This window comes from Micromonospora sp. NPDC048999, assembly GCF_040649295.1.
Classification (GTDB): Bacteria; Actinomycetota; Actinomycetes; order Mycobacteriales; family Micromonosporaceae; genus Micromonospora.
Genome location: NZ_JBEZFI010000030.1, coordinates 35,148 through 49,932 on the forward strand (window position 1 = coordinate 35,148; position 14,785 = coordinate 49,932).

17 protein-coding genes are annotated in these 14,785 nt (G+C 70.9%); 11 read left to right on the top strand and 6 right to left on the bottom strand.

Annotated features, from left to right (window positions below; all coding sequences use genetic code 11):
• Positions 1-4: 4 nt before the first annotated feature.
• Together AB0C02_RS24670 and AB0C02_RS24675 are read right to left on the bottom strand one after the other, a co-directional pair.
• Positions 5-1,576 carry an amidohydrolase gene (locus AB0C02_RS24670; RefSeq protein ID WP_357551169.1) on the bottom strand — a complete coding sequence of 524 codons (1,572 nt, stop codon included), beginning with the start codon at positions 1,574-1,576 and terminating at the stop codon, positions 5-7.
• Between the two features lie 5 nt (positions 1,577-1,581).
• On the bottom strand, positions 1,582-2,631 hold the full coding sequence (locus tag AB0C02_RS24675) for a zinc-binding alcohol dehydrogenase (RefSeq protein WP_357551202.1): 1,050 nt from the start codon (positions 2,629-2,631) through the stop codon (positions 1,582-1,584).
• 156 nt (positions 2,632-2,787) lie between these two features.
• Here AB0C02_RS24675 and AB0C02_RS24680 point away from each other — a divergent pair, with 156 nt between their 5' ends.
• A complete protein-coding gene (locus tag AB0C02_RS24680; RefSeq protein ID WP_357551170.1) occupies positions 2,788-4,194 on the top strand; it encodes a lysine 2,3-aminomutase in 1,407 nt (468 codons plus the stop codon).
• A 141-nt stretch (positions 4,195-4,335) separates the two neighbouring features.
• On the opposite strand, the gene AB0C02_RS24685 is transcribed toward AB0C02_RS24680, so the two are convergent.
• Positions 4,336-4,668 (bottom strand): YnfA family protein, encoded by a 333-nt coding sequence (locus tag AB0C02_RS24685; RefSeq protein ID WP_357551171.1) that lies wholly within the window; start codon positions 4,666-4,668, stop codon positions 4,336-4,338.
• Between the two features lie 75 nt (positions 4,669-4,743).
• Positions 4,744-4,923 carry a CsbD family protein gene (locus AB0C02_RS24690; protein ID WP_357551172.1) on the bottom strand — a complete coding sequence of 60 codons (180 nt, stop codon included), beginning with the start codon at positions 4,921-4,923 and terminating at the stop codon, positions 4,744-4,746.
• A gap of 169 nt (positions 4,924-5,092) precedes the next feature.
• On the opposite strand from AB0C02_RS24690, the gene AB0C02_RS24695 reads away from it, so the two are divergent.
• The gene (locus AB0C02_RS24695; protein WP_357551173.1) at positions 5,093-5,704 is read left to right on the top strand and encodes a histidine phosphatase family protein; all 612 of its coding nucleotides are present in this window, start codon (positions 5,093-5,095) and stop codon (positions 5,702-5,704) included.
• Here AB0C02_RS24695 and AB0C02_RS24700 read toward each other — a convergent pair.
• The gene (locus AB0C02_RS24700) at positions 5,634-6,140 is read right to left on the bottom strand and encodes an Lrp/AsnC family transcriptional regulator (protein ID WP_357551174.1); all 507 of its coding nucleotides are present in this window, start codon (positions 6,138-6,140) and stop codon (positions 5,634-5,636) included. The two genes, AB0C02_RS24695 and AB0C02_RS24700, sit on opposite strands and share 71 nt — an antisense overlap.
• An 86-nt stretch (positions 6,141-6,226) precedes the next feature.
• On the bottom strand, positions 6,227-7,369 hold the full coding sequence (locus AB0C02_RS24705) for an acyl-CoA dehydrogenase family protein (RefSeq protein WP_357551175.1): 1,143 nt from the start codon (positions 7,367-7,369) through the stop codon (positions 6,227-6,229).
• A gap of 547 nt (positions 7,370-7,916) precedes the next feature.
• Between AB0C02_RS24705 and AB0C02_RS24710 the strand changes: the two genes are divergently transcribed.
• From AB0C02_RS24710 to AB0C02_RS24750, 9 genes are all read left to right on the top strand, one after another.
• Positions 7,917-9,023: a ThiF family adenylyltransferase gene (locus AB0C02_RS24710; RefSeq protein ID WP_357551176.1), complete on the top strand. Its 1,107-nt coding sequence runs from the start codon at positions 7,917-7,919 to the stop codon at positions 9,021-9,023.
• A 55-nt stretch (positions 9,024-9,078) separates the two neighbouring features.
• Entirely contained in the window at positions 9,079-10,293 is a 1,215-nt protein-coding gene (locus tag AB0C02_RS24715) for a hypothetical protein (protein WP_357551177.1), read from the top strand.
• Positions 10,290-10,859 carry a DUF3105 domain-containing protein gene (locus AB0C02_RS24720; RefSeq protein ID WP_357551178.1) on the top strand — a complete coding sequence of 190 codons (570 nt, stop codon included), beginning with the start codon at positions 10,290-10,292 and terminating at the stop codon, positions 10,857-10,859. Before AB0C02_RS24715 ends, AB0C02_RS24720 begins: the two co-directional genes overlap by 4 nt.
• Positions 10,860-10,986: 127 nt before the next feature.
• On the top strand, positions 10,987-11,376 hold the full coding sequence (locus AB0C02_RS24725) for a VOC family protein (RefSeq protein ID WP_357551179.1): 390 nt from the start codon (positions 10,987-10,989) through the stop codon (positions 11,374-11,376).
• Positions 11,373-11,654: a helix-turn-helix domain-containing protein gene (locus AB0C02_RS24730; RefSeq protein WP_357551180.1), complete on the top strand. Its 282-nt coding sequence runs from the start codon at positions 11,373-11,375 to the stop codon at positions 11,652-11,654. The genes AB0C02_RS24725 and AB0C02_RS24730 overlap by 4 nt, the downstream gene beginning before the upstream one ends.
• Positions 11,654-12,040, top strand: coding sequence for a VOC family protein (locus tag AB0C02_RS24735; RefSeq protein WP_357551203.1), 387 nt, complete (start codon positions 11,654-11,656; stop codon positions 12,038-12,040). Before AB0C02_RS24730 ends, AB0C02_RS24735 begins: the two co-directional genes overlap by 1 nt.
• Before the next feature lie 56 nt (positions 12,041-12,096).
• A complete protein-coding gene (locus AB0C02_RS24740) occupies positions 12,097-12,477 on the top strand; it encodes a YccF domain-containing protein (protein ID WP_357551181.1) in 381 nt (126 codons plus the stop codon).
• 185 nt (positions 12,478-12,662) lie between these two features.
• On the top strand, positions 12,663-13,451 hold the full coding sequence (locus AB0C02_RS24745; protein WP_357551182.1) for an FkbM family methyltransferase: 789 nt from the start codon (positions 12,663-12,665) through the stop codon (positions 13,449-13,451).
• Between the two features lie 218 nt (positions 13,452-13,669).
• A complete protein-coding gene (locus AB0C02_RS24750) occupies positions 13,670-14,740 on the top strand; it encodes a LacI family DNA-binding transcriptional regulator (protein ID WP_357551183.1) in 1,071 nt (356 codons plus the stop codon).
• Positions 14,741-14,785: the final 45 nt, after the last annotated feature.

Consider the following 14,785-nt stretch of genomic DNA (forward strand, 5'->3'; position numbering starts at 1 on the left):
TCGCTCACGCACTACCTTCCTCATAAATCACGTCACCGCGCAGCACCGTCGCCCGGCACACCGGCAGCGGCGTCGGATCATCCGCGCCCCGCAACTCCGGATCCGCCGCCTCCAGCACCGGCAGGCCCCGCTGCACCCCAACCGGGGTCGACCACACCGCGAACGTCGCCGCCGCCCCCAACGCCAGCACACCCTCGTTGTCCAGATGCACCGCCCGCCACCCGCCACGGGTGTGCGCGGCGAACGCCGCCCGCACACTCATCCGCTGCGCCGGATTCTGGTGCGCCGCCGCCGCCCGCACCGAACCCCACGGATCCAACGGCGTCACCGGCGAATCCGAACCGAACGCCAACGCCACCCCAACCGAGTGCATCGCCCCCATCGGGTTGGACTCCAACGACCGAGACAAACCCAACCGCGACTCATACATCCGACCCGCCCCACCCCACAACCGGTCGAACGCCGGCTGCATCGACGCGACGATCCCGTACTCCACAAACCCGGCGATGAGCCGCTTACTCATGATCTCCGCATGCTCGACCCGATGCCGGGCCGCCCGCAGCCGATCCACACCCACCTTCTCCGCCGCACCCGCGAACCCCGCCAGCACCGTGGAAATCGCCGCATCACCGATCGCGTGGAAACCCCCCTGCAGCCCGTGCGCCGCACAGTCCAACAGATGGTCACGCACCTGCTCGGCCGTCACGTACCCGTGCCCGCACCCACCCGGCTCCCCGTCCAGGTACGCCGCCGACACGTGCGCCGTCCGCGACCCCAACGCCCCGTCGGCGAACAGGTCCCCACCGGCCCCCACCGCCCCGAGTTCCCGGGCCCGCGCCGCACCCAGCAGCTCACCCCAGTAGCCGTACACCTCCGGCAACCCGTCACCCGAGATGCCCAACAGACCGGTGAAGTCCTCCTCGTCGGAGATCTCCGGGCCACCACACTCGTGCACCGCCGCGATACCCAACGACGCCGCATGTTCCAGGGCCCGCCGCTGCGCGGCCACCCGCTGCGCCCGCGTCACCGACGCGAACGCCGCCGCCCGCACCACATGGTGCGCGTCCCGCCGCAACCAACCCGACGGGTCGTACCCGGCGGCGCCCGCCGCGTCCGGACACGCCGCCAGCAGCGCCCGCGACACCAGCGCCGAGTGGATCGACGCCTGCGACAGATACACCCCGCGGCCCCCGGCCGCCCGGTCCAACGCCGCCGCGTCCGGCAACGCCCGCTCCGCCCAACCCGACTCGTCCCAGCCGTGCCCCAGCACCACCGCATCCGCCGGCAGGCCGGCGGCGAACACCGACACCGCGTCCAGCAGCTCACCGGCCGACCGCACCCCCGACAGGTCCAGCCCCGACAGGGCCAGCCCGGTGTCCGTGGCATGCACATGCGCGTCCACGAACGCCGGAGTCACCAACGCCCCGGCCAGGTCCACCACCCGGTCGGCGGACGGCGCGTCCGCGTCCTCACCCAACCAGGCGATCCGACCGTCACGCACCAGCAACGCGGTCGCGCGCGGGTCAGCCGGGCAGTGCAGTATGCCGCCGCGATACAGAGTCGAGGGGTTCGTCATGGGTGTCAGTCTGCCGCGAGCCGGGCCTCGAACAGATGCCGCACCCCCGGCTCGGCGCGCAGCAACTCCAGCGCCAGCTCCGCGTGCCCCGGCACGTACCCGTTGCCCACCAGCATCGTCACATCCGCCGCCAGACCCTCCGCGCCCAGCGCCGCCCCCGCGAAGCTCGTCGCCATCGAGAAGAAGATCACCGTGCCGCCGTCCTCCGTGGCCAGGATCGCCCCGTGCTCGCAGCCCGGCACGTCCACGCAGACCACCGTCACGTCCGCCGGAGCCCCCAACGCCGTGGTCACCGCCGTGGACAGCCCCACCGGATCCCGCGCGTCGGCCAACGCGACCACGTCGGCCAGGCCGGCCGCGACCAGCGCGTCCCGCTCCGCCGCCACCGGCACCACCCCGACCGTACGGCCCGCACCCGCCCGCCGCGCCGCGGCCAGGGACAGCGACCCGCTCTTACCGGCCCCGCCGATCACCGCCACCCGCACCGGCCGCGTGTCCCCGGCACGCTGCCGCCGCTGCACCTGCTCGGCGACCACCCGCGCGGTCAGCGCCGGCGCCCCGCACACGTCAAGCACCGCCAGGGACAACTCCGGGTGCAGGTCCGCCGGCAGCACCGCCGCGATCGACCGGGCGAACAGGACCGCGTACCCGTCGCACGGCACCTGCTCGCTGCGCCCGTCCCACCGGGCCAGCCCGTCGAGGATCATCAGCGGGGTCAGCGTCAGCGACACCAGCGTCGCCACCCGGTCGCCCGGCCGCAGCCCCAGCGGCGAGCGCTTGCCGGCCTCGTCGACCGTGCCGATCAGCATGCCGCCGGACCCGGTCACCGGGTTCTGCATCTTCCCCCGGGTGGAGATGATCTCCAGCACCTCGGCGCGGACTTTCTCCCCGTCACCGCCGTGCTTCTCCGACAGCTGCCGGAAGCTCGCCGCATCCAGGTTCAGCCGCTCCACCCGGATCCGCACCTCGTTCGAGGCGATCCGCGGATCGGCGTCGAGGCGCCACGCCGCCTGCGGCAGCACTCCCGCAGGTTCCACGACGCGGTGCAGACCCACCGGTGACGTCACGCCCAGCCTCCTCCGTCCAGCCGCCCGAACCCCTGAGCAGGGGTCGCGTCGCGGGAAAACTTCCGGCAGACTAATTTCTTCACCGGATATTTTCCAGTAGCCTTCGGGACCATTGATCAACCTGCACCGTAACTAGGAGGGGCCGTGACCCAGACCCAACCGGTGGAGACCATCCCTGCGCCACGCCCCGCGCCGGTTGCCGTCCCCACCGCCGGACAGCCCTACGAATACCGCCGCAGCCCGCTGGTCGAGCCCGACTGGACCCGCTTCCCCGGCTGGCGCCACGTCACCCGAGAGCAGTGGGAGAACGCCCAGTGGCAGCGCGTCAACTGCGTCAAGAACATCAAGCAGCTACGCACCGTCCTCGGCGACCTGGTCGACGAGACCTTCTACGCCGACCTTGAGGCCGACCAGAAGGCCCTGGCCACCATGTCCATGCTGGTGCCCCCGCAGATGGTCAACACCATGGTGCCGTTCGAACCGATGACCACCGAGGCGTTCCTCGCCGACCCGGTCCGGCGCTACATGATCCCCGTCGCCTCCGACCGGCGCACCGACTGGCCGTCGCACCCGTACGCCAGCCGCGACAGCCTCCACGAACACGACATGTGGGTCGCCGAGGGCCTCACCCACCGCTACCCGACCAAGGTTCTCGCCGAACTGCTCTCCACCTGCCCGCAGTACTGCGGCCACTGCACCCGGATGGACCTCGTCGGCAACTCCACCCCCGCCGTCGACAAGCTCAAGCTCACCCTCAAGCCCGTCGACCGCTACGACGCCCACATCGCCTACCTCAAGGCCCACCCCGGCGTCCGTGACGTCGTCGTCTCCGGCGGAGACGTGGCCAACGTGCCGTGGAAGAACCTCGAGTCCTACCTGATGCGGCTGCTCGAGATCGAAACCATCCGCGACATCCGGCTCGCCACCAAGGCCCTCATGGGCCTGCCCCAGCACTGGCTCCAGCCCGACGTCGTCGAGGGCCTCGAACGGGTCGCCCGCACCGCCGCCCGCCGCGGCGTCAACCTGGCCATCCACACCCACGTCAACCACCGGCAGTCGATCACCCCGCTGGTCGCCAAGGCCGCCCAGACCGCCATCGCCGTCGGCGTACGCGACGTCCGCAACCAGGGCGTCCTCATGCGCGGCGTCAACGCCACCACGCCCGACCTGCTCGACCTCTGCTTCGCCCTCCAGGGCGAAGCGGGCATCCTGCCGTACTACTTCTACATGTGCGACATGATCCCCAACGCCGAGCACTGGCGCGTCCCCGTCTGGCACGCCCAGCAGCTCCAGCACGACATCATGGGCTACCTGCCCGGCTACGCCACCCCGCGCATCGTCTGCGACGTCCCGTTCGTCGGCAAGCGCTGGGTGCACATGCTCACCGAGTACGACCGCGAGCGCGGCGTCTCCTACTGGACCAAGAACTACCGCACCTCCATCGAGTCGACCGACCTCGAGGCGCTCGACAAGCGCTACGCCTACTACGACCCGATCGACACCCTGCCCGAGGCAGGCCAGGCCTGGTGGGCGGCCCACCGCAACGACTGACCCGTCCGGGCCCACTCGCCCGGGGTTGAAGCGATATGCCTCTGAGGAAGCTCCACACCTCAGAGGCATATCGCTTTCGACACCACCGTCACCCTGATCCCCTTGCCGTCGCCACCGGGCGACCGGCCGGCCCGACTCCCGTCAGCTCCGCGGCGCGTACATGATCACCGCGACCCCCAGCAGGCAGATCACCGCGCCCGCCACGTCCCACCGGTCCGGGCGGAACCCGTCCACCACGATCCCCCAGGCCAGCGAACCGGCCACGAAGACGCCCCCGTACGCCGCCAGGATCCGCCCGAAGTTCGGGTCCGGCTGGAACGTCGCCACGAAGCCGTACGCCCCCAGCGCCAGCATCCCGGCCGCCACCCACCACAGGCCCCGGTGCTCCCGCCAGCCCTGCCAGACCAGCCACGCCCCGGCGATCTCGGCGAGCGCGGCCAACACGAACAGCAACAGAGAACGCAGGACGACCACCCTGCGACCCTAAATCCTGCCGAACACGCGAGCGGCGGGCCCCCGGGTCACCGGGAGCCCGCCGCACCGCGCGGGTCACTTCTCGAAGGTGTCCTTCATGTCGCGGCCGCCCTCTCTCTGGCGGTCCTGCGCCATGCGCTGCTCTCTCGCACCCTCCGCCTGCATCCGCTGGTTGTCGGTGGCGTCGCCGATCCGCTCCTTGGCGAGGCCGCTCATCTGCTGGGCCTTGGCCTTGGCCTTGTCGGTGAAGCTCATGACACTCCCCTTCAACTGGGTGCTCGGGCCGTTCGACCCGCCTTGGTACCGCGTCCCCGTGGTCGCCGCGCTGAAACGCCTTGTCGTGGGAGTGGCGGGTGTCATCGCCGCTAGGCCGTCCTAGGATGCTAGGTGAAAGCCGGGACACGATCGCTGGTTAACTGGGCGAATGGGAGAACTCCTGCTGATCCGGCACGGCGAGACCACCTGGAGCGCCAGCCGCCGGCACACCTCGTACACCGACCTGGAGCTGACCCCCGACGGGGAGCGGCAGGCCCGCGCGCTCGGCAGGCTGCTCGCCGGCCGCCGCTTCGTCCGGGTCCTGTCCAGCCCCCGGCAACGGGCGACGTGCACCGCGCACCTCGCCGGCCTCGACGTCGACGCCACTGACGCCGACCTGGCCGAGTGGAACTACGGCGAGTACGAGGGCCGCACCACCGCCGACATCCACGCCGAGAATCCGCACTGGAACATCTGGACCGACGGCGCCCCGGGCGGAGAGTCACCGGCCCAGGTCGGCGCGCGCGCCGACCTGGTGCTCGCCGCGATCGCTCCCCTGCTGGAACGGGGCAGCGTCGCCCTGGTCGGCCACGCGCACAGCCTGCGGGTGATCGGCGCCCGCTGGATCGGCCTGCCCCCGTCCGCCGGTGGGCTGCTACGGCTGGACACCGCCACCGTCAGCGTGCTCGGTCACGAGCACGGGCGGCGGGTCATCCTGCGTTGGAACCAGCCGGCTCCGCCACCGTCCGAGACCGCCCCCGCTCAGGCAACTCGGCACTGAGCCGCGGCGGCCGATTCTCGTACGGCGTGGAGAGCACCACCGTGGTGCGCGTGGTGACGTTGGCCGCCGTGCGAATCTCCTGGAGCACCCGTTCCAGGTCCGCCGGGCTGGCCACCCGCACCAGCAGCAGGTAGAAGTCCTCCCCCGCGACCGAGTAGCACGAGTCGATCTCGGCCAGGTGGGCCAGCCGCTCCGGCGCGTCGTCCGGCTGTGACGGATCGAACGGCCGGATCGCCACGAACGCGGTCAGCGGCAGTTCCAGCGCCTCGAACGAGACGCGCGCGGCGTAGCCCTTGATGACGCCGCGCTGCTCCAGCCGGCGGACCCGCTGGTGCACGGCGGACACCGACAGCCCCACCCGTTCGGCGAGGTCGGTGTATGACAGCCGACCGTCTCCGGTCAGCGCGGCGACGATGGCCCGGTCGATCTCCTCCACGCGGTGCAACCTACCCGTAAAGGCGCTTCCACGCCGTACCCGGCCCGCCGAGACGTCTGCTCGGCGGGCCGTCCGGTCACGCACGGTCAGCCCTTGGCCAACGCGCGGGAGATGACCAGCCGCTGGATCTGGTTGGTGCCCTCGACGATCTGCAGCACCTTCGCCTCCCGCAGGTACCGCTCGACCGGGTGGTCGGCGACGTAGCCGGCGCCGCCGAGCACCTGCACCGCGTCGATGGTCACCCGCATCGCCACGTCGGTGGCGAACAGCTTCGCCTTCGCCGCCTCGATCGAGTACGGCCGGCCGGCATCGCGCAGCCGGGCGGCGGACAGCATGAGCGCGCGGGCCGCGGAGATCTGGGTGGCGTGGTCGGCGAGGGTGAAGCCGAGCCCCTGGAAGTCGATGATCGACCGGCCGAACTGCTGCCGCTGTTTCGCGTAGTCGACCGCGTAGTCCAACGCGGCCTGGGCCAGGCCGACCGCGCAGGCGGCGATGCCCAGCCGACCGGAGTCCAGGGCGGACATGGCGATGCTGAAGCCCACCCCCTCGCCCCCGATCAGCCGCTCGGCGGGCACCCTGGCCTCGTCGAAGGCGATCTGCGCGACCGGGGAGGCGTGCAGGCCCATGGTCCGTTCGACGGCCTGCGGGTGGATCCCGGGGGTGTCGCGGTCCGCGAGGAGGCAGGAGATGCCCTTCGGGCCGGGGCCGCCGGTGCGGCAGAAGATGTTGTAGAAGTCCGCCACCCGGGCATGCGTGATCCACGCCTTGGTCCCGGACACCACGTAGTCGGCGCCGTCCCGCACCGCCTTCGTGGTCAGGGCCGCGGCGTCGGAGCCGCCCTGCGGCTCGGACAGGCAGTACGCCCCGAGCAGCTCCCCGCCGATCATGTCGGGCAGCAGTTTGCGCTGCTCGTCGGTGCCGAACTGGGCGAGCGGATAGCAGGACAGGGTGTGCACGCTGACCGCCTCGGCGACGGCGAGCCAGCGGCTGGCGAGGATCTCCAGCACCTGCAGGTAGACCTCGTACGGCTGGGCGGCCCCGCCGTGCTCCTCCGGATACGGCAGGCCGAGCAGGCCGGCCTGGCCCAGCGTGCGCAGCACCTCGCGCGGGAACTCGGCGCGCTCCTCGAAGCCGGCGGCCTTCGGGGCGAGCTCTCGATCGGCGAGTTCGGTGGCGAGGTCCAGCAGGTCGTGGGCCTCGTCGGTGGGGAGAATCCGGTCGACAGTCACCCCGTGAGCTTAACGGTCGTTTGGGCGACTGCGGAGTCGGCCAGCCGGCTTCCCGCGGTCGGGGTGGCGCGGCGGCGGCCGCGGGTGTGGTGACGTTGGCGCGCCACGGGGGCCTCAGACCGCCCCAAAGCCTCACCTAACTCCCCGTAAATGAACTGTCGGACAGTATCACAGAACTGCGTTCGCGCCGTTTTTATAGGACCATGCTCCATCCCGTTCCGACAGCACCCTAATTGGTTTTGAAAACTACCCATAATTTGACCCGCCTGAATGTTGTTAGGCGGAATTCGCGGGTGATCTAATGAGGACGGCGCGAGCGGCACCGCCGCGCCGGATCCCTCTCACTTCATTGGAGGAAGCCATGGAGCAGAAGGTCCAGACCACACGCAAGCCGACCAAGGTCGTCGTGCGCAAGCTCGAGAAGCTCGAGACCACGGCCATCATCGTCGACCCGGGCTGCCGCGGCGACGCCTGCGGCTGATCCACTCTTCGGCCGGGGGGCGAGGTCTCGCCCCCCGGCCGACTCATCGGGGAGGAGCACGGCGCGATGCGGCAGCCACGGATCAAGCGAATTCACAAGCCGGTACGACTGAACCCGACGCTGATCAACATCGGCGGGCGACAATTGGGCATCGGCGCCGAGATGGACGACGAGGACGGCACCCTGTGGTCGCTGCTGGGTCTGATGGACGGCACCCGCACCCGTGACGAGATAATCGCCGTGCTGACCGCGCAGCGGCCCGAGCTGACCGCCGAGGAGGCGGCGGACGCGCTGCAAACGATCATCGACGCCGGCTACGTGGAGGACGCCGCGGCGCCCCCGCCGGCGAACCTGAGCCCCGCCGAGATCGACCGGTACGACCGCGCGCTCACCTACTACGCCTGGGTCGATCTCACCCCTCGCCCGTCCCGGTTCGACGCGCAGTCCCGGCTCAAGAGCAGCCGGGTCACCGTGGTCGGCCTCGGCGGCACCGGCTCCGCCGTCGCCGCCGCCCTGGTCGCCGCCGGCGTCGGCGACGTGCACTGCGTCGACTTCGACCGAGTGGAGCCGGGCAACCTGACCCGCCAACTGCTCTACACCGAGGACGACATCGACGCGCCCAAGCTAACCACCGCCGTACGGCGACTGCGCCAGCTCAACTCCCACGTGACGGTCACCGGCGAAGAGATTCAGGTCGACTCCACGGAGTCGATGACACGGCTGATGCGCGACCGGGACCTGCTGGTGCTCTGCGCCGACCAGCCGCAGGAAGCCATTCGCGAATGGACCAACAGCGCCGCCCTGCGCACCGGCACGCCCTGGATGCTCGCCCAGTACGCCGGACCGATGGCCGTGGTCGGCCTGTTCGTACCCGGACAGACCTGCTGCCAGGCCTGCCTGCCCAGCGTCGGCGACCGGCTTCGCGAGCACTACGGCACCGAGCCGGAGGAACTCTTCCCGTTCACCGGGCACGCGGTGATCGCCCCGTCGGCCAACCTCACCGGCCACCTGGCCGCCCTCGACGCCGTTTACCACCTGGCCGGCATCCCCACCAGCACCCGCGGCCTGATGTTCCACCTCAGCCTCACCGACCTCACCTACCACTACGCGGTGCGCCCCCGGCCCGGCCGCAAGTGCGAGACCTGCGGCTGGCTGGCGGAGGACGACCGGTGAGCGCGAGGAGTGCGGCGCAGCGGAGCCCCGCAGTCGCGAACGAAAGGCAAGCCCGGTGATCGCGCTCCACGCCGACAGCCGCCCCCGGGTCGCCCACCTGGTGGTCCGCCGGGAGGACGACGACGAGTACGTCGTCGGCGACCCGGCGACCGGCACCTTCGTGGTGGTGCCCGAGGTCGGGGCCCGGCTGGTGGAGCTGTTCGCCGCCGGCCACACCATCGCCGAGGCCGCCGAACAAATGGAACGGGAGACCGGCGAGGCCGTCGACGTGACAGACTTCGTGGCGGTGCTGGTCGACACCGGCGTCATCGACGGGAACTCCCCCGACGCCGGAGCTCCCACCACCGCCCGGCACTGGTCGATCTCGCGGATCCCCGCCCGCTACGTGCGGCCGCTGTTCGGCCGGATCGCGTGGGCCTGCTACGTCGGCTGCCTACTCGCGGCCCTGGCCATGTTCGCCGCCGCACCGTCGCTGCTGCCCACCTACGAGGACACCTTCATCTTCCCCGACGTGGTGCTCAGCCTGCTGATCACCAACGTGGTGGTCGTCGTACTCACCGTGGTGCACGAGGTGTGGCACGCCCTCGCCGGGGCGGCGGTCGGCGTACCGTCACGGCTGCGGGTGGAACGGCGGGGCATCTTCCCGGTCCTGGAGACCGACCTGTCCGGGCTGTGGGCACTGCCGCCCGAGCGCCGATACGGCCCCTTCCTGGCCGGCATGGCCATCGACTGCGTAGTGCTGTTCGCTGCCGTCGCGCCCCGCTTCGCCTGGTCGCGGGGCTGGATCGACCTGCCTCCGGGCCTGATCCGGTTCCTGGCCATGGTGGTGTTCAGCCAGGTGCTGAAGCTCGCCTTCCAGACGCTGGCCTACCTGCGCACCGACATGTACCTGGTGATGGCGACCGCAACCGGGTGCCGGAACCTGAACGAGGTCACCCGGCTGTCGCTGAAGCGTCTGATCCGCCGGCTGACCCCGGCGGAGGCGATCGTCCTACGCGACGCGCACGCCCGGGACCTGCGGGTGTCCCGCTGGTACCGGTTGCTCTACCTCGCCGGGATCACCTGGATGATCTGGTTCGCCGTGCACTTCCTCTGGCCGAGCGCCAAGGTCACCCTCGGCTGGGCCGGCGGGGTGCTGATCGGCGCGCCGCTGGCCAGCGCGTACTGGTGGGAGGGGATCGCGCTACTGCTGTTCGCGTCGCTGAATCTGCTGCTGCCGCTGGGCGTCATCGTGCGTAACCGTCTTCGCGCCAGGAGGGCCGCGGCATGAACCGTCGCTGGTGGGGCACGCTGGTCAGCGCGGCGGTCACCACGCTGAGCGTGGTCACCATGTCCAGCCTCGGCGCCGGGGTGCTGCTCGGTCTGTCCCGGGACGACACCGCCCTGCCCTGCGACCGGGTGCCCGGCACCCCGGAACCGTTCGAGGGCAACCGCCACATCCCGTACGAGGGCGCGTCGCACGATCCGTACCGCACCATGCCGCCCACCTCCGGGCCGCACTCGCCGCGGGTGGTCGTTCCCGGCATCTACCGGGACCCACTGCCCGAGGAACTGCAGGTACACGTCCTGGAACACGGACACGTGCTGCTGCAGTACGCCCGCGACGTGTCCGCCGATGACGTCCGCGCGCTGGAGCGCCTCGGCCGGCGGCACCCGCGGGACACCGTCGTGGCCCCCTACCCGGCCCTGGGACACGGCATCGGCCTCACCGGCTGGCAACGGCTGCAACGGCTCGACACCCTCGACGAGCAGGCCGTCGACGAGTTCATCACCCGGGTGGCCGGCCGCTACAACCACGGCTGGCAGGACGGCGCCACCGACTGCCTGGAGTCCTGATCGGGGCACCACGGCCCGGGCCGGCGTGCCCGGCGACGGCGCGCCACCTTTGACATGCAAGTAAACACTTGCCTAACGTGTCCGGCAGACACCGGCAGCAAGCCGGTCGAGGACCGGAGCCGAGGCAATGACCGACCGGGACACCACGCTCACCCCGTTCCTGATGTTCGAGGGCGCCGCCACGGAGGCCATGAACTTCTACGTCTCACTGTTCGACGACGGCGAGATCCTGTCGGTGACGCGCCACGCCGACGACTCCGGCGTGCAACTCGCCGAGTTCAGGGTGGCGGGGCAGCGGCTGATGTGCAGTGACAGCGCTGTGCACCACAATTTCTCGTTCACCCCCTCGTTGTCGCTGTTCGTGCGGTGCCGGGACGAGGCGGAGCTCACCCGCCTCCACCAGGCGCTCGCCGAGGGCGGGCAGGAACTCATGCCGCTCGGTGACTACGGCTTCAGCACCCGCTTCGCCTGGGTGAACGACCGCTTCGGGGTGTCCTGGCAGCTAAACCTGACGTGACTGATGTCTTCGCCGCGCTCGCCGATCCCACCCGCCGTGCGATCCTCGACGAGCTGGCCGAGCGGGACGGCCAGACCCTCTTCGAGATCTGCGCGCGGCTGACCGCCAGGCACGGCATCGGTTCCTCCCGGCAGGCGATCTCGCAGCACCTCGACATCCTCGCGCAGGCCGGGCTCGTGCGCTTCGCGCGAAGCGGCCGCTACAAATTCCACCACGCCGATTTCGGGCCGCTGCGCGCGGTCGTCGATCGGTGGCCGATCCCCGAGGAGGAGCTTTGATCCGCATCAACCTGGCCAGCGTCTTCGTCGACGATCAGGACAGAGCGCTCGCCTTCTACACACAGGTGCTGGGTTTCGAGAAGAAGACCGAGGTCCCGCTCGGCGAGCACCGCTGGCTCACGGTCGTCTCCCCCGCCGATCCCGACGGGGTCGAACTCGTGCTCGAACCCGCCGGTCATCCGGCGGTCGGCCCGTTCCGGCAGGCGCTCGCCGACGACGGGATCCCGTTCACCTCGTTCGCGGTCGACGACGTGCGCGCGGAGTTCGAGCGGCTGCAGGCGCTCGACGTGGTGTTCACCCAGCCGCCGCTGGAGATGGGCAGCGTCACCACCGCGGTGCTCGACGACACGTGCGGGAATCTCATCCAGATCGCGAGCACCGCCTGACCTCCGGCCGGGCCCCGGCTGCCCGGCCGTTGCGCGGCCCGGCCACGATGGAATGCGTGATCCGTTTCATCTTGAACCTGTTGTGGCTCGTCTTCGGTGGCGGTTTCGTCCTCGCCCTCGGCTACGGGGTGGCCGCGCTGATCTGCTTCGCGCTGGTGGTCACCATCCCGTTCGGGGTGGCCTCGCTCCGCCTCGCCTCGTACGCACTGTGGCCCTTCGGCCGCACCCTCGTGCCCAAGCCGGGCGCCGGGGTCGCCTCCGGCGTCGCGAACCTGCTGTGGGTGCTGCTGGCGGGCTGGTGGCTCGCGCTGTCGCACATCGTCGCCGGCGTCTCCCTCTGCGTCACCATCATCGGCATCCCGTTCGGGGTGGCGAACTTCAAGCTCGTGCCGGCGGCGCTCTGGCCGCTCGGCCAGCAGGTCGTCGACACTCCCTGACCGCCCTCGACCGACACACCCAGACCGGGTAGACGGCGGTATCCCACGCCACGGGATGCCGCCGTCTACCCGCACACGGGGTCACCACCTCTACGGCATCCTAGGAGGCTGGGTTCATCCGCACGCGAACGCCGGATCGCCTGAATGACCCTCGGCTTTCCGGTGGCGTGACTACGGTCGGGACAGTGGGCGGTCATATCGGTGTGATCGAGGCGCTCAAGGCGGATCCGGCCATGTCGGGCCTGCGCCGGTCACTGGAGGCGTATTACGGCGACCCGGCCCGGGAGGCGGCAATGGACGCCTTCTACGCGCGTTTCGTCCGCCCCGGCGACCTGGTGTTCGACGTCGGGGCGCACGTCGGCGACCGGCTCGGCAGCTTCCGCCGCCTCGGCGCCCGCGTGGTGGCCGTCGAGCCGCAACCGCTCTGCGTCCGGGTGCTGCGCGCGCTCTACTCCGCCGACGAACGGGTGACGGTGATCGAGGCGGCCTGCGGGGCGCGGCCGGGCCGGGTCCGACTGCAGGTCAACTCCGCCAACCCGACGGTCTCCACCGCGTCCCCCCACTTCGTGCAGGCCGCGACCGGCGCCGGCGGCTGGGAGGGCGAGACCTGGGACGCCGAGATCGAGGTCGCCACCACCACCCTCGACCGACTCATCGCCGCGCACGGCGTACCCGCCTTCGTCAAGATCGACGTGGAGGGCTTCGAGGAGGCCGTGCTGGCCGGGTTGAGCCGCCGGCTGCCGGCACTGTCGTTCGAGTTCACCACCATCGCCCGGGAACTGGCCCCGCGCTGCCTCGACCGGGTCACCGGGCTCGGCTTCACCAGGTTCAACGTCGCGCTCGGCGACGAGATGGGCCTCGCCCTGCCGCGCTGGCTGCCGGCGACGGAGGTGGCGGCGTACCTGCGGGCGTTGCCGCACGAGGCCAACTCGGGCGACGTGTACTGCGCGCCCGAGGAGCCGGTGACCGCGTAAGCCGAGCGACCGGGCGACATCGAAGCTGCTCAGCGGGCAGATCCACGATCCACTCCGGACCCGACGCCGGGATCACTTTTTTAAGCTTTTGAACTTAGCCGTGATTTGTTACCTGGCCGTGATTGACGTGACCGGCACCACTTCGATTCACTGCGATGCAACCGGTTCCGAAACCGGTTCCGAGACACCGCCTCACCACCTCGACCGGGGAGCGTCACGTGCCGATCACCATCGCCGACGTCGCCGCCCGGGCCGGGGTGAGCAAGACGACGGTCTCCCGGGTGCTCAACGGCAAGGGTGAGGTGCACGTCCACACCGCCGAACGGGTCCGCGCCGTGATCAGCAACCTGGGGTACGTGCCGAGCGCCCGCGCGGTCGGCCTCGCCCGCGGCCGGACCGGGGTGGTCGGGATGCTGGTGCCAGCCCTGACCTGGCCGTGGATGGGCGAGGTGCTGCAGGGCGCCGTCGACGTGGTGGAGAGCGCCGGGTACGGGCTGTTGCTCTTCACCTGCAACCGGGGCGAGGAGTCGCTGCGGCAGTTCGCCTCGCAGGTCTCGGCGAAGTCGTTCGACGGGCTGCTCGTGATCGAGCCCGAGGGCAGCCTCGATTACATCGCCGAGCTGCAGGGCCGGGGATTGCCGGTGGTCCTCATCGACGACCGCGCTCGTCAGCGGCCGTTCCCGTCCGTGGCCACGACCAACCGCGGGGGCGGCGAGTCAGCCGCCCGCCATCTGCTCAAGCTGGGCCGGCGCCGGCCGCTGGTGATCAAGGGTGGCGAGGAGTTCGGCTGCACCCAGGAGCGGCTGGCCGGATTCGCCGAGGCATACAACGCGGCCGGCCTGCCGTTGGATCCGCGGCTCGTGGTCGAGGGCGACTTCACCTTCGACTGCGGCAGCCGCGCCGTCCGGCGGATGACCGAGGCCGGCATCGACTTCGACGCCGTCTTCGCCCACAACGACCTCTCGGCCGGCGGCGCCCTGCAGGCGATCCGCGCGACGGCCCGCCGGGTCCCGGACGACGTCGCGGTCGTCGGTTTCGACGACGTCCCGTACGCGGCGCACACCGAACCGCCACTGACCACGGTGCATCAACCGATGCGCGAAATGGGAGAGACCGCGGCCCGGATGCTCCTGTCGCACTTCGAGGGGGTGCCGCTGCCCGACACCCCCAGCATCATCCCCACCACCCTGATCGTCCGAGGCTCGACCGGAGGGCCCTTGCCGGCCAACCGCCGAGCCATCGGGCCGCGCCGGCCCGAGCCGGAGCCGTTCCACCAGCAGATCCGCTGATCCCCGGCGGGGCTTTCCCCACGTCCCGCCGACGAGCCCACCGAA